Genomic DNA, 18806 nt, shown 5'->3' with positions numbered 1-18806 from the left:
TGTCCGGGCTCGTGACCTATCCCGGCAGCGACTACCAGGGTTTCGGCTTCTACGAGCCCCCGCAACCCAAGCGCGACCGCCGCCGGTTGATTGTCGTCATCGCGGCTGTGGCGCTCGTAGTGGCGTTGGGTGCCGTGGTCACCGTCGTGCTGCTCAACCAGGAAACCTCGGGTACGCCGGTCGTCCAATCCGACCCGGTGGCCCCGAGCAGTACCACTACGACCTCCCGGCCGAAGGTCGAGGACGGGCAGACCATGGCGAACCCCGACGCGAAGCTGACCTACGACGTCCCGAAGTCCTGGGCGCTGTCGAACAGCACCGCCTCCTTCGCGCTGACCAGCCTGCCCGAGGTGAAAATCGACCACCTGGCCATCCGCGCGCCCTACCAGTGCGGCGGCAAGGACTACACGCGCGGTGTGGTCGGTAGTGGCACCGTGAGCGGCGGTGAGATCAACCAGCGCGTGACGGACCTGGCGAAGGCGTTCGGCAAGGAGCTGTACGACGGTGGTACCGGCACGGACGTGGTCGTAGGCACCCCGCAGGCGATTACCCGCAAGGGCGACAAGGGCGAAGAGGCGAAAGGTGTGGCTGTCCGCGCCACGGTGACCACCAAGGGCGAACAGTGCCTCGCGACCAAGGGTGACCTCTGGATCGTGCTGTTGGACTACGCGGGCGGTATGCGCATGCTGGTCGTCAACGGCGACCTCGTGGGCGGCCCGGACACACCCGCGCCGGTGCCGGCCGACGAGCTGGCGGCCATCGCCGAGAGCGCGCGGCCGACCGGCTGATCCGCTCGTGCCACCATGGCCTGGTGACTCGCGACCCGAGACCCAGCACCCTCGTCCTCTGGGACGTCGACCAGACGCTCGTCGACTACAGCGGAACCGGACACCAGTGGTACGGCCAGGCGTTGACCGCGGTCTGCGGTGTGGAGATCGCGCACGTGCCGTCCTTCCCCGGACGCACCGAGCGGTCCATCACGCTGGAGCTGCTGGAGGCGCACGGCGTCGACTGGACCGAGGACCACGTCCGGCGGATGTACGCCGAGCTGGTCGCCATCGCCAACGCCGCCCGCGCCGACCTGGCCGCGCTCGGCAGCGCTCTCCCCGGCTCGATCGAGGTACTGCGGGGGCTGGCCGAGCGATCGGACGTGGTGCAGTCGCTGGTCACGGGCAACCTGCTGGAGCTGGCGGAGTGCAAGCTGGCGCCGTTCGGGCTCGGCCGGTACGTCGACTTCGCGATCGGCGGGTACGGCTCGGTGTCGGCCGACCGCCACGAACTGGTCTCGGCGGCCGTCGAGGCCGCGGAGACCAAGCACGACACGCGTTTCACGCGCGTAGTGGTCATCGGCGACACACCGCACGACGTGGCCGCCGCGCACCACTACGGCGCGGTGGCGGCGGGGGTCGCAACCGGCCGGTACACGGTCGAGGACCTGACGGCGTGCGGGGCGGACCTGGTGTTCACGGATCTGTCAGACACCGACGCGGTGCTGACCGCGCTTACCGGGCGGGTGGAGGACCAACTACCGTCTGGCGCATGAGTGGCGCGTATCAGGGGTTCGGCACGTTCTCGGCACCACCACCGCGCCGCAAGACTCCGTTGGTGGTGGGGCTGGTCCTGCTGCTCGTAGTGGTGGCGGGTGCCGTCATCACCGGGTCGTTGCTCGAACACACGGAGCCGGGTACTCCGGTCGCGCAGGACGGCATCTGGATGACGTCGACCACCGGTACCACGACGTCGCGCCGTAGGACGACCACCACTACTACGACCGCCGGAGGGTCCTCCGCGCCCGTGGCGCCAGACTGGCAGACCGTGCGGTCAAGCCGGGAGAAGGCGGCCTACGACGTCCCGAAGGACTGGGAGGTCGGCGCACCGGACCTGGTCGTCGGCTTCGAGGACAACGAGAAGAACCCGGTCGTCCTCATGCACGACGTGACGACGTACCTGCCGGAAGCCTGCCCCAACGCCGCCGGTTCCTACCGCGGCCACACAGGTTTCGTCTCCGCCGGAGACCTCGACCTGAGCGAGGCCAGCCGGATCGGCACCCGCGCCTTCGCCGACGCCGCGGCCCTGAACGCGGACAACACCCGGTCGCCGGTCTCGTACACGGACCCGAAGCCCGCCAAGGTCGACTCGGGCCGGGTGGACGCCTACGTGGCCACCGCGACCCTGACGGTCGACCACCCCGGCCCGTGCCCCTCCCCCACGGTGCTGTTCACCGGGGTGGCCTTCAAGAGCGGCACCAAGACCGTGCTGTTCATGATGTACCAGGACCAAGGCGTCTCGGATTCGCTACCGGCCGACATCGCCGACAAGGTCATCTCCAGCCTCCGCCCGGCGTAACGGGTCGGCCCGCCGACGAGGCGGGCCGACCCGGGTGCCTCAGCCGCGGACGACGGTCACCAGGTGGTCCACGACCTGGTCGACCGCGATCTCCGCGCGGTCGCCGGTGGCCCGGTCCTTGACCTCCACGACCCCGTTCGCCAGCCCGCGGCCGACCACGAGGATCGTGGGCACGCCCACCAGCTCCGCGTCCTTGAACTTGACCCCCGGCGACGCCGCCGCGCGGTCGTCGAGCAGGACGTCGAGGCCGCGGCCGTGCAGCTCCTGAGCCAGCCGCTCACCCGCCTCGCGGAGGGTGTCGTCCTTGCCCGCGATGACCAGGTGCACGTCCGCGGGCGCCACCTGGCGCGGCCACACCAGGCCCGACGCGTCGTGGGTCTGCTCGGCGACGACGGCCACCAGGCGGGAGACGCCGATGCCGTACGAACCCATGGTGATGGTGATCGGCTTCGAGTCGGCGCCCAGGGCGGTCAGGCCCAGCGCCTCCGAGTACTTGCGGCCCAGCTGGAACACGTGGCCGATCTCGATGCCGCGCGCGGCCACCAGGGTGCCCTCGCCGTCCGGCGCGGCGTCGCCCTCGCGGACCTCGGCGGCCTCGATGGTGCCGTCCGGGGTGAAGTCGCGGCCCGCGACCAGATCGATGACGTGGTGGTCGGCCTTGTCCGCGCCGGTGACCCACGCCGTGCCGGTGACCACGCGCGGGTCGACCAGGTAGCGGACGCCGTTGTCGAGCAGGGCGCGCGGACCGATGTAGCCCTTGACCAGGAACGCGTTGCGGGCGAAGTCGGCCTCGTCGAGCACCGCGACCTCGGCGGGCTCCAGCGACGCCTCCAGCCGCTTCATGTCGACCTCGCGGTCGCCGGGGACGCCGACGGCCAGCAGCTCCCACTCCTTGGCGCCCGGCTGCCGGGTCTTGAGCAGGACGTTCTTGAGCGTGTCCGCGGCGGTGAACTCACGCCCCAGACCGGCCTCGTTGAGGTACGCGACCAGCGTGTCGATGGTCGGCGTGCCGGGCGTGTGGTGGACCTGCGCCTCGGCCAGCCCGTCCAGCGGGCGCGCGGGCGGCGCGGGGGTGACCACGGCCTCGACGTTCGCCGCGTAGTCGGACGCGGTGCTGCGCACGAACGTGTCCTCGCCGATGGGCACCTCGGCCAGGAACTCCTCCGACGCCGAACCGCCCATCGCGCCGGAGGTGGCCTTGACGATGACGTACTTGAGGCCCAACCGGTCGAAGATGCGCACGTAGGTGGCGCGGTGGGCCTGGTAGGACGCGACCAGGCCCTCGTCGGTGAGGTCGAAGGAGTACGAGTCCTTCATCAGGAACTCGCGGCCCCGGAGGATGCCCGCGCGGGGACGCGCCTCGTCGCGGTACTTGGTCTGGATCTGGTAGAGCGAGAGCGGGTAGTCCTTGTACGAGCTGTACTCACCCTTGACGGTGAGCGCGAACAGCTCCTCGTGCGTCGGTCCGAGGAGGTAGTCGCCGCCCTTGCGGTCCTTGAGGCGGAACAGGTTGGGCCCGTACTCCGTCCAGCGGTTCGTGGCCTCGTAGGGCTCGCGGGGCAGCAGGGCCGGGAACTGGATCTCCTGCGCGCCCATCGAGTCCATCTCGTCGCGGACGATGCCCTCGATCCGGCGCAGCACCCGCAGACCCAGCGGCAGCCAGGAGTAGATGCCCGGGGCGACGCGGCGGACGTATCCGGCGCGCACCAGCAGCTTGTGGCTGGGCACCTCGGCGTCCGCCGGGTCCTCGCGCAGGGTGCGCAGGAACAACGACGACATCCTGGTGATCACGGTCAGGCTCCTCGGGTAAGCACGAGTGGTGCCCACGAAGCGTAGTGACCCGCCGCAGGTCAGCGCATCGGGGTTACCACCCGCGCCTCGGTGACGATCGCCGTGACCAGGTCGGCCGGTGTGACGTCGAAGGCCAGGTTGAGCGCGTCGGTGCCCGCGGGCGCGGCGCCGCCGGTGACCTCGGCCGGGTCGCGGACCTCGATCTCGACCGCGGCGCCGTCCGGGGTGTCCGGGTCCACGGTGGACTCGGGGGCGGCGACGACGAACGGGATGCCCGCGCGGGCGGCGGCCAGCGCCAGCGGGTAGGTGCCGATCTTGTTGACGACGTCGCCGTTGGCCGCGATCCGGTCGGCGCCGACGACGACGGCCTGCACGAGGCCGCGGGCGATGACGGAGGGGCCCGCGGAGTCGACGACGAGGGTGTGGGGGATGCCGAGGCCGCGCAGCTCCCAGGCGGTCAGGCGGGCGCCCTGGAGCAGGGGGCGGGTCTCGTCGGCGTAGACGTGGCCGAGGGCGCCGCGTTCGTGGACGGCGCGCAGGACGCCGAGCGCGGTGCCCCACTCGACGCAGGCGAGGGCGCCCGCGTTGCAGTGGGTGATGGCGTTGAACGGGGCGGGGAGGCGGTCGAGGAGCCAGTCGGCCGCGCGGGCGGCGAGGGCGCGGTTGAGGCGGACGTCCGCTTCCAGGGTGTCGATGGCCACGGCCTCGACGGCGCCCGGGCCTTCTTCCACTCGGGACAGCGCGCGGTCGACGCCCCAGGCCAGGTTGACGGCGGTGGGGCGCGCGGCGCGCAGGTCGGCGGCCAGGGCGCGGACCTCGTCGGGGTCCGCTGTGGACCGTGCGGCGAGCATCACCCCAAGGGCGCCCGCTACCCCCAGTGCGGGGGCGCCGCGCACGGCGAGTGACCGGATCGCGTCGATCAACCCGGGGACGGTGTGGAGATTCCGGGTGACGACCTCGGCGGGTAGTCGCGTCTGGTCGATGATGACGATGTGGTCGGACTGCCAGTCGATGGTGCGCACGTCGATCATTCTGGCTTGGCTGGGCGGTTTTGTCGGTGGCCGTGGGTACCTTTTCCGGCATGAGCGAAGACATCGACACCAACACCGCGTCCGGCAACCCGACGGCGACCGGTCAGCACTCCGGCGACCGCATCGGCATCGTGACCGTCACCATCGACTGCGCCGACCCGCGCGGCCTCGCGACCTTCTGGACCGAGGCCCTCGGCTACAAGATCACCGCGGACTACGGCGGCGAGTTCGTCCTGCTCGGCCCGGCGAGCGGCGAGCAGGCCGTGGGCGTCGGGTTGCAGCGGGTGGCGGAGGAGAAGGTGACCAAGAACCGGGTGCACCTGGACTTCCACACCCCGGACCGCGCGGCCGAGGTGGCCAGGCTCGTGGGGCTGGGGGCCACGCCGTTAGGGGAACACGCGGTCCCGGGGCTGAGCTGGACCACCCTGACCGACCCCGCGGGCAACGAGTTCTGCGTGGGGTCCACCAACGGCTGAGTGCTGGAGGTCGAGGAGAGAGGAGGAGTCTCCACAACCGAATGGGCCAGGTCCGCTGATATAGGCGAGGTCCGCGGCCGAACGGGCGGGGCCTGCCGCGACCGGCACGCCCCGGCGATCACGCACCGGCGTGGCGGGGGTGAAGGCAGAAGGCCGCCGCGAGGACACCGGCTCAGGCAGGCGCTCCCCCGGAACCGCCGTGCTCAGACCACAGGCGCGTGCTGTGGTCATGCCCGTGGACACCTACTGGGTCTCCGGGGACGTGCCGAGTCTCCGGGGCACCTGCCAGGCCCCCGGGGACGTGCCGGGCCTCCAGGGACGTGCCGGGTCTCCGTGGAGACGTACCGCTCTCGACGGGCAGGTTCGTAGGCGGGTACCGGTGAGCGTGGGCACGCTCGTTGTCGACGTGTCACGGGGTGCCTGCGTCGCCGCCACCCCGGTATCGGCAGGCTGCCGACTTCGAGCAGGTTCCGGGGCGGACCGTGGGAATCGCTAGCCCGCGGGGGTCAGCGGGAGGGTGTGGCGGGTCCAGCGGTCGGTGGTGGTGAAGCCGTGGCGTTCGTAGACGGTGACGGCGCCGGTGGGGTTCAGGGCGTCTACGACGAGGGTGGCGGTTTCGTAGCCTTCCGCTCGTGCTTCGTGCATGACCTGGGTCAGCAGGAAGCCCGCCAAGCCCTTGCCGCGCCACGAGCGGAGGGTGCCGACGTCGACCACGGCGAGGTTTCGGGAGTCCGGGCGGGCGCAGCAGAGGACGAAGGCGGCGAGGTCCCCCGACCCGGGGTCGCGGAGGTGGACGCTGAAGCGCGGGGCGAAATCCACGTCACCGGTGAAGTGGTCGCGCCAGGCCTGCTCGGTGACCGGGTAGCTGCCCCAGTGGTCGGCGAAGGTGGCGTTGCGGAGCAGGCGCCACGCTTGGCCGAACTCGGGTCGGTAGTGCTCCAGCACCAAGCCGTCCGGTGGCTGCCAGGGCGCGGCGGTCTCGGCGAGGGTCGCGCCCATCACCAAGAAGGGGCGGGTCGGGTCGTAGCCCGCCGTGGCCAGCAGGCGCGGGAGGTCGGTGGTCGACTCGTGGACCGGGACCACGGCGGTCACCGGCACGCCGGGGAACAGGCGGGCGCCGACGGCGATGGCGGACTCGTGCAGTCGTTCGAGTAGTTGGCGGCCGACGCCTCGGCGGCGGTACGCCGGGGCCACGCCGCCGGAGAGTCGCACCTGCGCGTCGTCGACCGGGGTGCCCGCGCGCGCCCACGCGACGCCGTAAGCGACCAGGGTGTCGCCGTCGAGCACGGCGACGGTGTCGGTGGGTTCGGTGTCCAGCAGGAGGCGTTCGAAGTCGTTGAGGTCTCGGCGTTGGCTGGTCGAGTCCGCCGCGCCGATGTCGGTGGTGAGGCGTATCCAGGCGGGTGCGTCGGATCGGGTCAAGGGGCGCCAGGTCAGGTCGCTGCTGGGTGTCACGTGAGCGGAAGCTAGGTCACCCGGGGCGGGTCACTCGACCGGATTATCTCTAGGCTCGGCTGGTGCTCGTGCTGCTTCCGCCGTCGGAGACCAAGAGCGAGGGTGGCGACGGCGCCCCGCTCGACCTGGGCGCGCTGTCGTTCCCGGAGCTGAACCCGGTTCGCGCGCGGGTCGCCGACGCCGTGGTGGCGCTGGCGGGCGACCTGGCCGCGAGCCTGACCGCGCTGGGTCTGTCCGACCGCCAGGTGGACGAGGTCGAGCGCAACGCCGAGCTGTTCGGCTCCCCGACGCGGCCCGCGCTGGAGCGGTACACCGGTGTCCTCTACGACGCCATGGAAGTCGGGCGGTTCACCAAGGCCGAGCGCCGCCGGGCCGATCGGCGGCTGGCCGTGGCGTCGGCGCTGTTCGGTGTCGTGCGGGCGGGCGACCGCATCCCGGCCTACCGCCTCTCGGGTGGCACGGTCCTGCCCGGGTTGGGCGGCCTGCGCGGTGTGTGGCGGGCCGACCTGGAGAAGACTCTGTCCACTGTGGATGACCTGGTGGTCGACCTGCGGTCCGGCGCCTACGCGAACCTGGCGGCGATCCCCGACGCCGTGACGGTGCGGGTGGTCACCGAGGACACGAGCGGCAGGCGCAAGACCGTCAGCCACTTCAACAAGGCGTACAAGGGGAAGCTCGCCGCCGCGCTCGCCACGACCCCGCGCGAGCCCGGCTCGACCCGGGGCCTGGTGTCGGTGGCCAAGGCCGCGGGCATGCGGCTGGAGCCGACCGACCGGCGGGCCTTCGACCTGGTCGTCGAGCCCTGACGGGCCGAACGCCCGGACCTTGCCCCGAGGCACCCGTCGGAGCAGCCGGACCGGACGGTGTTTTCGCTGGTCACAGCGGTGCGATAAATGGGTTGCGGGGCTTGGGCGGGTAGTGGAGGCTATGCCGCACGGACCGGTGGAGATGCCGGTGGATAGCAGGGAGGTGCGCTGTGCAGATGACTGTCGTTGTGGGCGCGGCACTGTCCCGTCCACCCGCCCCACTGGCGTGACGCTGGGTGGGGCGTCCTTCCACCCAAGGAGTCCCACCCGTGCGAGAGCACGATCTCACCCACGCTTCCTCCCGCGCCCGTCGTGACACCGACTGGGACGACTGGGACGACGACGCGCCGTCCGCCACCCGCATGCGGCGGGGCAGGTCCACCGAGGACCCGCAGCCGCAGCGCTCCGGACGGCTCACCGAGGCGGAACGCCTGCGGCTCAGCCGGGTTCGCGACGACGCCTACACCGCCGCCGAGGAGCTGCCGCCCGGGACCGACCGCTGGTCCACCTGGGGCGACAGCGAACAGGGGCCGCACCCGCGACCGTCCTGGCTGGTCACCGACCTGGCCGCGGCCGACACCGAGCTCGGCGTGCTGAAGACCGGCAAGGAAGCCGACGTCTTCCTCGTCGAGCGGGCCGTGCCGGACGGGCCCCGGTGCCTGCTGGCGGCCAAGCGGTACCGCAGCGGGGAACACCGGCTGTTCCACCGCGACGCCGGTTACCTGGAGGGCAGGCGGATGCGCCGGTCCCGGGAGACCCGGGCCATCGCGAACCGCACGTCGTTCGGGCGCAACCTGATCGCCGAGCAGTGGGCGGTGGCCGAGTTCGCGGCGCTGTCGCGGCTGTGGTCGGTCGGCGCGCCGGTGCCGTACCCGGCCCAGCGCGACGGCATCGAGGTGCTGCTGGAGTTCCTCGGCACCGAGGACGGCACGGCCGCGCCCCGGCTGGCCCAGGCCCGACCGGCCGGTGACGAGCTGCGCGAGCTGTGGGAGCAGCTGGTCGCGGCCCTGGAGCTGCTCGCGGGCCAGGGCGTCGCCCACGGCGACCTGTCCGCGTACAACCTCCTGGTCCACGACGGCCACCTGATGCTGATCGACCTCCCCCAGGTCGTCGACCTCATCGCCAACCCGGCGGGCCCGGAGTTCCTGGCGCGCGACGTCGCCAACGTCGCGCGCTGGTTCGCCGCGCAGGGCCTCGCCGAGACCGTCTGCGACCCGGGGACCGTGACGGCGCACCTGCTGGAGGTCGCGGGCCTCGGATGACCCTCGCCGGAGCGGGGTGGGTGTGATCGCGCCCACCCCGCTCCGGCGTGCCCGCGGTTCGCAGGCGGAAGGCGGGTTCCGGCTGGTCGAGGGTGATCTCGGTCCCGCGCGGCGCTGGTCGGTCACCGGGTCGGGTAGAGTTGGGGGGCATCGTGAGCGGCGTACCGCGTTCGCGTTCCGTTCGGCGTCGGTTGGATGACTCCGGAAGGGCCATCGGTGCCACCTGACCCAACCGTCGGCACGCAGGCAGCGTGCCGGGCTCGTCCGTGTGAAAGCCTGCCGACCTCGTGAGCGTGTGAGGGCGGAGCCTCCCGAGACGTGCCAACGTCCGGAGAGGACCCCGTGCAGAACTCTGCCCTGCCCACGAACGACCCCACCACCGAGGCCGACGAGCGCAAGCCGCGGCACCGGCAGAGCGGGAAGGGCCGTTTCGACGGCGACGACGTCACCTTCGCCGACCTGGGCCTGCCCAAGCCGCTGCTGCGCGCGCTGGCCGAGGCGGGCATCGACCAGCCGTTCCCGATCCAGGCGGCGACCCTGCCGGACGCGCTCGCGGGCCGTGACGTGCTCGGCCGCGCGCAGACCGGTTCCGGCAAGACGCTGGCCTTCGGGCTGGCGCTGCTGTCGCGTCTCGACGGTGGCACCGCGCAGCCGCTCAAGCCGCGCGGCCTGATCCTGGTGCCGACCCGCGAGCTGGCCCTGCAGGTGAGCGACGCGCTGACGCCGCTGGCCAAGTCGCTGGGCCTGTGGTGCCGCACCGCGGTCGGCGGCATGTCGTTCCCGCGCCAGGCCGAGGCCCTGCGCCGCGGCGTCGACCTGCTGATCGCCACCCCCGGTCGGCTCTCCGACCACGTCCGCCAGGGCACGTGCATCCTCGACGGCGTGCAGTTCAGCGCCATCGACGAGGCCGACCAGATGGCGGACATGGGCTTCCTGCCGCAGGTGCGGGAGATCCTCGACCGCACCGACCCCGACGGCCAGGTGCTGCTGTTCTCCGCGACCCTGGACGGCGACGTCGACCAGCTGGTGAAGCGCTACCTCAACAACCCGGTGACGCACTCGGTCGACGTGGCCACCGCCAGCGTGTCCACGATGGAGCACCACATGCTGCTGGTGTCCAAGCAGGACAAGGCCGACGTCATCACCGAGGTGGCCGCGCGCGAGGGCCGCACCATCATGTTCGTGCGCACCAAGCACCACGTCGACCGCCTCGCGGACAAGCTGCGGTCGGTCGGCGTGCGGGCCGGGGCGCTGCACGGCGGCAAGACCCAGGGCGCGCGCAACCGGGTGCTCAGCCAGTTCCGCGAGGGCGACATGCCCGTGCTGGTGGCCACCGACGTCGCCGCCCGCGGCATCCACGTCGACGGCGTCAGCCTGGTCGTGCACGTGGACCCGCCCGCGGACCCGAAGGACTACCTGCACCGCGCGGGCCGCACGGCGCGCGCCGGTGAGGCGGGCACCGTCGTCACCGTGGTCACCCACGACCAGCGGCGCGGCGTGATGCGGTTGACCGACAAGGCGGGCGTGAAGCCGGAGCACACCCGGGTGAAGCCCGGCGACGCCGACCTGATCCGGATCACCGGGGCCCGCGTGCCCAGCGGTGAGCCGGTGGTGGAGAAGGCGCCGCCCGCGCGCGCCCCGCGCGGCAGCGGCCACACCGCCCGCCGCACCGGTGGCGAGTTCCGGCGTCGCACCGGTGGTTTCGAGGGCCGTGGCGCCCGCTCGGGCCACCCGCGCGACGACCGCCGCGAGCCGAGCCGCGACCACCGCGACCACGGCAACCGCTCCCGGGAGTACGCGGGCCGCGACGACCGCGCCCCCCGCGGCGAGTCCGCCACCCGCGAGTTCCGGTCGGACGACTCCCGGGGCCGCGACGACCGCGGCTACCGCCCGCGCGAGGACTCCCGCCGCGACGGCTTCGCGGGTCGGGAGGAGCGGAGCTACGGCAACCGCGACGACCGCGGCCACAGCCGGGACAACCGCGACTCGGGCAGCCGCCCGTACCGCGAGCGCGAGTCCGCGGGTTCCCGTGGGCGTGAGTCGGACAACCGGGCGTCCCGCCCGCGCGAGTTCGGCGGCCACGACTTCCGCGGCCGTGGGACCACGGAGTCCCGCGGTGCGGACCGACCGGCCCGCACCCGCGAGTCCGAGCCGCGCGACAACGGCAACCGCGCCACCCGCCGCGCCCACCTGACCCAGGGCTGGCGCGACCGCGACTGAGCACGAACCGCGAAGGCGGTCTCCCTCACCCGAGGGAGACCGCCTTCGCGCATTCCGGGGACGGAACGACGTACCGGTGGACCACGTCGACGTAGCGGTCGTAGAGCGTCCCGAACGCGGCCGTGTCGCCTGCTCGCGCGGCTCGGACCAACCCCCACGGCTCACCGCGTGGGTCATCGTTCCGGAACGGGTGGTCCGGCGCCCGTTCGGGCGATCCCGGTGGCCCGAGGTCGGGTTCCGCCACGCACACGGGAGCCGGATCCGCCTGGACCGGCGTGGTGAAACTCGGGGAAAAATCCTCGGCGGGTGATGTCGAGAGTTGCGGTGTGGCTCCGACTGGTGGGTGCAAGCAGGGCCACGAGAGAGAGGCAACGAGATGAAGTACCTGATGATGGTCTACGGGAACCAGGAAAAGTGGAACTCCTTCCCCGCCGAGGCGTGGCCGGAGGCGCTGGCCAAGCAGGAGGCGTTCAACACCAAGTACCGGGAGTCCGGGGAGTTGTTCGGGGCGTACGGGTTGGCGGACGCGGTGAACGCGCGGTTGGTGCGGCGGGAGGGTGGGGTGCCTGCGATCACCGATGGGCCTTACCTGGAGACCAAGGAGTACATGGCCAGCTTCTACCTGCTCGACGTCGAGAGCGAGGAGCGGGCGCAGGCCATCGCGGCGGATATGCCGTGGGCGGATGAGACTCCGGTGGAGTTGTGGCCGATCCTGCACGAGTCGCGGTGACCGGGGGCGTCGAGGACCTGTGGCGTGAACTCGCGCCGCGGGTTCTCGGGGCGTTGGTGCGGCGGCACGGGCAGTTCGACGCGTGTGAGGACGCGGTACAGGAGGCATTGGTGGCGGCGGCCACGCAGTGGCCCGTCGACGGTGTTCCCGACAACCCGCGCGGGTGGCTGTTGACGGTCGCGACGCGGCGGTTGCTCGACCACGTGCGCAGCGAGTCCGCGCGCCGCCGCCGGGAGGACGCGCTGGCCACGCCGCAGGCCGCGCTGCTCGGCGGTCCCGTCCCGGACCGGGACGACTCGCTGGAACTGCTGTTCCTGTGCTGCCACCCCGAGCTGTCCGACCCGAGCCGGGTGGCGCTGACGCTGCGCGCGGTCGGCGGGTTGACCACGGGCCAGATCGCGGCCGCGTTCCTGGTACCCGAGGCGACCATGGCGCAGCGGATCAGCCGGGCCAAGCAGACGATCAAGGGCAGCGGCTTCGGCGTCCCCTCCCCCGACCGGCTCGACGCGGTCACCCACGTGCTGTACCTGATCTTCAACGAGGGCTACACCGCCACCGACGGCCCCGACCTCACCGCCCCCGCCCTCTCCGACGAGGCCATCCGCCTCACCCGGCTGCTGCACCGGCTGGTCCCGGACGACACCGAGGTCGCCGGTCTGCTGGCCCTCATGCTCCTCACCGACGCCCGCCGCCCGGCGCGCACCACGGCGGACGGCCGCCTGGTCCCGCTGGCCGACCAGGACCGGTCACGGTGGGACGGGGAGCTGCTCGCGGAGGGCGTCGCGTTGATCAGCTCGGTGCTGCCGCGCGGCCGGGTGGGCACCTACCAGCTCCAGGCGGCCATCGCGGCCGTCCACTCGGAGCCCGGTGCGACGGACTGGCCGCAGGTCCTCGGGTTGTACGACCTGCTGGCCACCGTGAACCCGGGCCCGATGGTCACCCTGAACCGCGCCGTGGCGCTGGCGATGGTGCGCGGCGCGGAAGCCGGGCTGGCGGAGTTGGAGCCCTTGACCGAGGACAAGCGGATGCGGCGGCACCACCGCCTCTACGCGACGAGGGCCCACCTCCGCGAACTGGCCGGGGACGTCGAGGCCGCGCACGCCGACTACCTGGAAGCCGCCCGCCGCGCGTCGAGCCTCGCCGAACGGATCCACCTCACTGACCGGGCCCAGCGACTGGCCTGACCAAGGCGCCCAACGACTCCCCGGACAACGCCCGCACTTCACGGGCCAGGTGCGGCTGGTCGGCGAACCCGGCGCGCACGGCGACCTCCGCCTGCCCGATCCCGTCCCGTGCCAGCGCCAGGGCGCGTTGGAAGCGCAGGACGCGGTGCAGCACCTTCGGCCCGTACCCGAACGCGGCCACCGCGCGCCGGTGCAGCCGCCGCTCGCCCAACCCCAGCCGCTCGGCCATCTCCCGGACGCTGCCCGTCCGGCGGGCCAGTGCCCCGATCGCCGCCGCCGCCGGGTCCAGCTCGCTCGGCAACGCCGACAACAGCAGGCGTTGGGCTGCAAGCAGGGTCGAGGTGTGCGCGAGGCGGTCGGCCAAGTCGGCTCCCCGGCCGCCCCACAGGTCCGCCAGGTCCACCCGCGCGTCGCGCAGCTCGTTCACCGGGACGCCCAAAGCCGTGTGGCCGGGCTCGAACCGCAGGCCGACCAGGGTCCCCGGACCCACGGCGGAGCGGTGGGGGCCGGTGTCCGGGCCCGCGACCCACAGCCGCCCGGTCTCGCGGTGCCAGATGACGTCGACGCACGCGTCGGGCACGATCAGCGCCGCGCCGCCCGTGGCCGAGTCCCGCGACCACAGGCAGGCGATGCCCGGTCGCGTCGACGGCTGCTCGCGGTAGCCCACGGCTCAGCCGGAGTAGGTGATCTTCTGGATCGTCACCGCGGGCGTCGGCTTGCCGTCCTCCGGGCCCAGCTCCGGGGTCAGCTCGCCCCCGGCGACCTTGTCCACCACCGCCAGGCCCTCGGCGTCGGTCTCGCCGAACACCGTGTAGTCCGGCGGCAGGACCGAGTCGCCGTAGACGACGAAGAACTGGCTGCCCGCGCTGTTCGGCTCGTCCGTCGCCGCCATCGCGACGGTGCCGCGCGGGTAGACGACGTCGTCCGGGTTGGTGGCGTTCCCGGCCTTCTTGAGGTCCTTGGGCAGCTCGTCCGGGATCGTGTAGCCGGGGCCGCCGGTGCCCGTGCCGGTCGGGTCGCCGCACTGCAGGACCTTGAGCTGGGCGTACTTGGTGACCCGGTGGCACGGGGTGTTGTTGTAGAACCGGTTGTCGATCAGGAACGCGAAGTTGCGGGCCGCGCACGGCGCGTGCTCCACGTCCAGCTCGACGGTGATCTCACCGGCACTGGTCGCCACCAGCGCGGTGTACGGCCGGTCCTCGGCCACCGACTGGGGGCCGCGCCCGACCCGGTCCTCGTCGGCCTCGCTGGGCGACGGCCTGCCGTCCGGCACGAAGACGCAGGTGGTGGCCTTGGCGGGGGTCGGCTTCGGCGCGGGGCTGGCCCCCGGCGCGGGCAGCGCCAGACCCGACACGGTCGTCGCGCACCCGACGGTGGCCATCGCCAGCGCGGCCAACCCGACCAGGTGCGCCCCACTCCGCAGCTTCATGTCCACAGTGTCGCAGCCGCCCCCGACCGTCCTGAATGGAAGGTCGCGGAAAAGCCGGACGGGGTGCCCGCCGCGATCGGCGCGCACCCCGTCCGGGGAAGTCACGGGGCCCTAGGCCACGGTGACGGACTTGACCGTGACCGGTTGCTTGGGCTTGCCGTCGCCCGGGCTGCCCGAGGAGACCGTGCCCGCCTTGGCGATGTCGTCGACGACCTTGAGGCTGTCGGCGTCGATGCTGCCGAACACCGTGTAGTTCGGGGGCAGCTCGGCGGTGCCGTAGACGATGAAGAACTGGCTGCCGTTGGTGCCCTTGCCCTCGGGGCTCTTGCCCGCGTTGGCCATGGCCAGGATGCCGCGGCCGTACTTGATCTCCGGGAAGACCTCGTCGTCGAAGGAGTAGCCGGGGCCGCCGCCGCCGGTGGCCGACGGGTCGCCGCACTGCAGCACCTGCAGGCCGTCGCCGGTGGTCAGGCGGTGGCAGGTGGTGTCGTTGAAGTAGCCCTGCTTGGCCAGGCTCTCGAAGCTGTTGACGGTGCACGGCGCGAGCGCGCGGTCCAGCGTCGCCTTCACGTCCTTGCCGTTGAGGTTGATCGTGGCCGTGGCGGTGCCGGTGCCGGGGACGTCCTTGGTCTGCGGCGGCTGCACCGGCTTCGCGGCGGGCTCGTCCTTGGTGGCCGGGTAGGCGCACTCGTTCTTCGCGGGCAGCGCCGTGGACCGCTTGGGCACCGGGGCCAGCTCGGTCGGGATGTTCTTCGGGGTGTCGGCGGGCGTGTCGGCCTGCGTGGTCTCCGCCGTGTCCGGCGACGCCGAGTCCGCGGGCTTCGAGTCGCCGCCGATGTTGGCCAGCCAGTAGATCAGGCCGACCACCGCGACCACACCGACCACTGTCGCCACCACGCCGACGACCCGACGCTTCCGGGCGCGTTCGGCCCTGTTCGCGAGTTGCCGCTCAAGCTTGCGCTTGGCTGCCTCCCGGCGCTGCTGGTTGGTCGGCACCTGGCACCCTCCTGACCTGACCTGTTGCTGGCTGGCGCGCAGTCTATGGGGACCCCCGGTAAGAACCGCGTGGAGGTGGGGGCCACTAGGCTGAGAAGAACCCAAGAATCCGCGACCGGAGGAGTCCCCCCGTGCTCGTCGTCGGCTTCCCGACCGGCGCCTTCCAGGCGAACTGCTTCATCGTGGCGCCGGGTGCCGGGGCGCAGTGCGTCATCGTCGACCCCGGTCAGGACGCCGCGGAGCCGATCGCGGAGGCGTTGCGCGAGCACCGGTTGTCCCCGGTCGCGGTGGTGCTGACCCACGGCCACCTCGACCACACCTTCTCGGTGACCCCGGTGTGCGACGGCGACGACGTGCCCGCGTGGATCCACCCGGACGACCGGCACCTGCTCAGCGACCCCCTGCGCGGCCTGAGCCCGGAGGCGGGCCGGTACTTCGGCGATCTGACCATGCGGGAACCGAGGGAAGTCCGCGAGCTGAGCGACGGCGCCGAGCTGGACCTGGCCGGGTTGACGCTCACCGTCGACCACACGCCCGGGCACACCGAGGGGTCGGTCAGCTTCCGGCACACCACCGAGGAGGGCGGGCAGCTGCTGTTCTCGGGCGACACGCTGTTCGCCGGGTCGATCGGCCGCACGGACCTGCCGGGCGGGTCCATGGCGCGCATGACGCAGTCGCTGCGGCGCCTGCTGACCCTCGACGACGAGACGGTCGTGCTGCCCGGCCACGGTCCCACCACGACGATCGGGCGGGAGCGGGCGAGCAACCCGTTCCTCACCGGCGTGGCCGAGCCGGGTGCCGGGCACCTGGGCCGCGGACGGGGGATCTAGCCGTGACCGAGCCGGAGCGGCTGCCGCTCAACCTGACCGAGTCCGGTGGCCGCAAACGCGCGGTCGCGTCGGTGCTGACCGCGTTGGTGCTGGGCGCGGCCGTCGGCGGGGTGGTCGGGCTGATCGGCGGGCAGTGGCCGGGGCTGGTCACCGCGGGTGTCGTGTTCCTCCTGCTCCTGCTGCTGACCTGGGCTTCCGGGCGGCGTCGGCTGTGGCTGGAGGACGGGACCGTGCTGGTCGCCCGGACGATCGGGCGCAAGTCGGTCGACCTGCGGCACGCGGACAGCCTGGAGCTGATGGTCACCGACATCCGGGGCGTGCGGACGGTGGGCCTGCTGGTCGGCGCCGGGCGCAGGTCGATCAACCTGGGGCTGGCGGTGTACTCCGGTGCGGGCGGGCGCGAGCTGGGCATCCTGGTGCTGCGCAAGATCGCCGACGCGCTGGCGGCCAACGAGAACCCGGCCGGGCTGGTGTTCTCCCAGCTCGTCGTGGCGCAGCTGCGCGCGGAGGCGAAGGGCGAGGCGGCGGCGGACCGGCCGCTGTACCGGCTCGCGTCGGTCGCGCCGTCGGGCAGGTTGGCGCAGCGGCTCAAGCCGGAGGCCGTGACCCGCTTCGTGGCGTCACTCGACTGACGGTTCCTCGCGCACGGCGACCAGCGCGGCCACCGCGGTGGTGACGGGCACGGCGGCGACCAGGCCGATGCTGCCGACCAGGGTCCGCACGATCTCCTGGGCGATGCTCTGGGACTGCAGGATCGTGCCGATGCCGACGCCGGAGAGCGACGAGTAGAGCAGCACCGGCAGCGCGGCGCCCGCGTACGCCATCACGAGGGTGTTGACCGCGGACGACACGTGGTCCCGACCGATGCGCTGGCCCGCGGCGTAGAGCGCGCGCCAGTCGAGGCCGGGGTTGGCGGCGCGCAGCTCCCAGACGGCGCTGGTCTGGGTGACGGTGACGTCGTCGAGCACGCCGAGGGAGCCGATGACGATGCCCGCGAGCAGCAGGCCGCGGGTGTCGATGCCGTGGCCGAGGCTGCCGACGAGGGTGGCGGTCTCGTCGTCGAGCCCGGTCAGCTTGGCGACGGCGCTGAAGAGCGCGCTGAGCACGCCGATGAGGGCGAGGCTGACCATGGTGCCGAGCACGGCGGTCGAGGTGCGGGCGGAGAGGCCGTGGGTCAGGTAGAGGACCGCGAACATGATCACCCCCGCCCCCGCGACCGCGACCAGCAGCGGGTTCTCGCCGGTGAGGATGGCCGGGAGGACGAATAGCAGCAGCACGGCGAAACTGAGCCCCAGGGCCAGGAGCGCCTTCAGACCCTGCCAACGCCCGAGCACGATCACGGCGACGGCGAAGAGGGCGGCCAGCAGCGCGAGCGGGACCCCGCGTTGGAAGTCGACGAGTTGGTAAGAGGCGCCGCTGAGCGGGTCTGCGCCGTTGTAGGCCAGCACGACGTCATCGCCGACGGCGAAGCGGGGGGTGCTGGGTTCGAGGGGGATGGCGGTGCGGATCTCGCTGCCGGTGGCGGCGCCGTCGGACATCCGGACGGAGACGACGAGGCAGTCGCCGCCCGCGTCGCCCACGCCGCAGGGGCCGGCCTGGGCGGCGGTGATGGTGCCCTTGACGGCCTGCTGGCCGACGTGCTCGGGGGTGGCGGCGGTCGGGAACAGGATGATCATGCCCGCGAGCGCGGCGACGGCGAAGGGGACCAGGAGGGCGGCGAGGAGCTTGCGGACCTTGGGGGACGCGGGAGTCGCGGGGGTGTGCCCGTGGCCGTGACCGTGGCCGGTGGGCGGCAGCACGGGCTTCGCTACGGGCTCGTCGGCGTCCCGCGACTCGACCTCGACGCGATGGGACGAACCGGTGTCGTGGGCGCGCGCGGCACGGCGCGCCGAACCACCCTCGGCAGCGCGGTGGGGTGAGTCGGCTTCGGCGGGGTGGCCGGGCGCGCGCGGGTCGAGGACGGGCAAGCGGTCCGCGGTGTGGCGCGGCGAATCGCCGCCCTGAGGATCGGCGGCACGGCGCGGCGAGTCGGTGCCGGGGAAGTCGGCGGCGCGGTTCGCTTGGCGGGGCTCGCGGGCCCGCTCGGCGCGGTGCGGCGAGTCGCCCTCAATGGAGTGGCCGAGTGCACGCGGGCCGGAGGCGGACAAGCGGTCCGCCGCGCGGCGCGGCGACTCCTGGCCGTGCGGGTTGGCGGCTCGGTGTGCCGGGTGGGGTTCGCCTGCCCACGCCGCGGGGTGAGCTGGGTCGGCC

At 72.8% G+C, this 18806-nt stretch carries 18 protein-coding genes and 1 pseudogene; 11 read left to right on the top strand and 8 right to left on the bottom strand.

Annotated elements, in window-relative coordinates:
- The first annotated feature begins 11 nt into the window (after positions 1-11).
- From CLV40_RS15075 to CLV40_RS15065, 3 genes are read left to right on the top strand one after another with little or no spacing between them, the layout of a single operon-like run.
- Positions 12-788 carry a DUF8017 domain-containing protein gene (locus tag CLV40_RS15075; protein WP_146108038.1) on the top strand — a complete coding sequence of 259 codons (777 nt, stop codon included), beginning with the start codon at positions 12-14 and terminating at the stop codon, positions 786-788.
- A gap of 23 nt (positions 789-811) precedes the next feature.
- Positions 812-1543, top strand: a complete 732-nt coding sequence (locus CLV40_RS15070) for an HAD family hydrolase (RefSeq protein WP_104479531.1) — start codon at positions 812-814, stop codon at positions 1541-1543.
- Positions 1540-2346: a DUF8017 domain-containing protein gene (locus tag CLV40_RS15065; RefSeq protein ID WP_104479530.1), complete on the top strand. Its 807-nt coding sequence runs from the start codon at positions 1540-1542 to the stop codon at positions 2344-2346. Before CLV40_RS15070 ends, CLV40_RS15065 begins: the two co-directional genes overlap by 4 nt.
- 39 nt (positions 2347-2385) lie before the next feature.
- Here CLV40_RS15065 and CLV40_RS15060 read toward each other — a convergent pair whose 3' ends face one another.
- Both CLV40_RS15060 and mtnA read right to left on the bottom strand, forming a co-directional pair.
- Positions 2386-4137 carry a proline--tRNA ligase gene (locus CLV40_RS15060; protein ID WP_104479529.1) on the bottom strand — a complete coding sequence of 584 codons (1752 nt, stop codon included), beginning with the start codon at positions 4135-4137 and terminating at the stop codon, positions 2386-2388.
- Between the two features lie 59 nt (positions 4138-4196).
- Entirely contained in the window at positions 4197-5168 is a 972-nt protein-coding gene (mtnA, locus tag CLV40_RS15055; protein WP_104479528.1) for an S-methyl-5-thioribose-1-phosphate isomerase, read from the bottom strand.
- A gap of 50 nt (positions 5169-5218) precedes the next feature.
- On the opposite strand from mtnA, the gene CLV40_RS15050 reads away from it, so the two are divergent.
- Entirely contained in the window at positions 5219-5644 is a 426-nt protein-coding gene (locus CLV40_RS15050; protein ID WP_181043517.1) for a VOC family protein, read from the top strand.
- Between the two features lie 492 nt (positions 5645-6136).
- On the opposite strand, the gene CLV40_RS15045 is transcribed toward CLV40_RS15050, so the two are convergent.
- A complete protein-coding gene (locus tag CLV40_RS15045) occupies positions 6137-7099 on the bottom strand; it encodes a GNAT family N-acetyltransferase (protein ID WP_104479527.1) in 963 nt (320 codons plus the stop codon).
- 62 nt (positions 7100-7161) lie between these two features.
- On the opposite strand from CLV40_RS15045, the gene yaaA reads away from it, so the two are divergent.
- The 3 genes from yaaA to CLV40_RS15030 all read left to right on the top strand — a co-directional run bounded on the left by yaaA (position 7162) and on the right by CLV40_RS15030 (position 11387).
- On the top strand, positions 7162-7905 hold the full coding sequence (gene yaaA / locus CLV40_RS15040; protein WP_104479526.1) for a peroxide stress protein YaaA: 744 nt from the start codon (positions 7162-7164) through the stop codon (positions 7903-7905).
- Between the two features lie 269 nt (positions 7906-8174).
- Positions 8175-9167, top strand: coding sequence for a serine protein kinase RIO (locus CLV40_RS15035; RefSeq protein WP_374065094.1), 993 nt, complete (start codon positions 8175-8177; stop codon positions 9165-9167).
- Positions 9168-9509: 342 nt separating this feature from the next.
- A complete protein-coding gene (locus CLV40_RS15030; protein WP_245931302.1) occupies positions 9510-11387 on the top strand; it encodes a DEAD/DEAH box helicase in 1878 nt (625 codons plus the stop codon).
- A 64-nt stretch (positions 11388-11451) separates the two neighbouring features.
- On the opposite strand, the pseudogene CLV40_RS39510 reads toward CLV40_RS15030, so the two are convergent.
- Positions 11452-11550 (bottom strand): annotated as a pseudogene (locus CLV40_RS39510) (RNA polymerase subunit sigma-70); the annotation flags it as partial.
- 213 nt (positions 11551-11763) lie between these two features.
- Between CLV40_RS39510 and CLV40_RS15020 the strand changes: the two are divergent.
- Complete coding sequence (locus tag CLV40_RS15020; RefSeq protein ID WP_104479525.1) at positions 11764-12117, top strand: YciI family protein; 354 nt, start codon at positions 11764-11766, stop codon at positions 12115-12117.
- Entirely contained in the window at positions 12114-13301 is a 1188-nt protein-coding gene (locus CLV40_RS15015) for an RNA polymerase sigma factor (RefSeq protein WP_104479524.1), read from the top strand. Before CLV40_RS15020 ends, CLV40_RS15015 begins: the two co-directional genes overlap by 4 nt.
- On the opposite strand, the gene CLV40_RS15010 is transcribed toward CLV40_RS15015, so the two are convergent.
- The 3 genes from CLV40_RS15010 to CLV40_RS15000 form a co-directional block, all read right to left on the bottom strand.
- Positions 13273-13968 (bottom strand): helix-turn-helix domain-containing protein, encoded by a 696-nt coding sequence (locus tag CLV40_RS15010; RefSeq protein ID WP_104479523.1) that lies wholly within the window; start codon positions 13966-13968, stop codon positions 13273-13275. The genes CLV40_RS15015 and CLV40_RS15010 overlap by 29 nt on opposite strands.
- A gap of 3 nt (positions 13969-13971) precedes the next feature.
- On the bottom strand, positions 13972-14730 hold the full coding sequence (locus tag CLV40_RS15005; protein WP_104479522.1) for a peptidylprolyl isomerase: 759 nt from the start codon (positions 14728-14730) through the stop codon (positions 13972-13974).
- Between the two features lie 111 nt (positions 14731-14841).
- The gene (locus CLV40_RS15000; RefSeq protein ID WP_104479521.1) at positions 14842-15726 is read right to left on the bottom strand and encodes a peptidylprolyl isomerase; all 885 of its coding nucleotides are present in this window, start codon (positions 15724-15726) and stop codon (positions 14842-14844) included.
- A gap of 131 nt (positions 15727-15857) precedes the next feature.
- Here CLV40_RS15000 and CLV40_RS14995 point away from each other — a divergent pair, with 131 nt between their 5' ends.
- On the top strand, positions 15858-16556 hold the full coding sequence (locus CLV40_RS14995; protein ID WP_104479520.1) for an MBL fold metallo-hydrolase: 699 nt from the start codon (positions 15858-15860) through the stop codon (positions 16554-16556).
- A 2-nt stretch (positions 16557-16558) separates the two neighbouring features.
- Positions 16559-17188: a hypothetical protein gene (locus tag CLV40_RS14990; protein ID WP_104479519.1), complete on the top strand. Its 630-nt coding sequence runs from the start codon at positions 16559-16561 to the stop codon at positions 17186-17188.
- On the opposite strand, the gene CLV40_RS39505 is transcribed toward CLV40_RS14990, so the two are convergent.
- Positions 17177-18703 carry a YibE/F family protein gene (locus tag CLV40_RS39505; RefSeq protein WP_374065095.1) on the bottom strand — a complete coding sequence of 509 codons (1527 nt, stop codon included), beginning with the start codon at positions 18701-18703 and terminating at the stop codon, positions 17177-17179. The genes CLV40_RS14990 and CLV40_RS39505 overlap by 12 nt on opposite strands.
- Positions 18704-18806: the final 103 nt, after the last annotated feature.

The organism is Actinokineospora auranticolor (genome assembly GCF_002934265.1).
Classification (GTDB): Bacteria; Actinomycetota; Actinomycetes; order Mycobacteriales; family Pseudonocardiaceae; genus Actinokineospora; species Actinokineospora auranticolor.
This window is presented reverse-complemented; position numbering and strand designations above follow the sequence as displayed.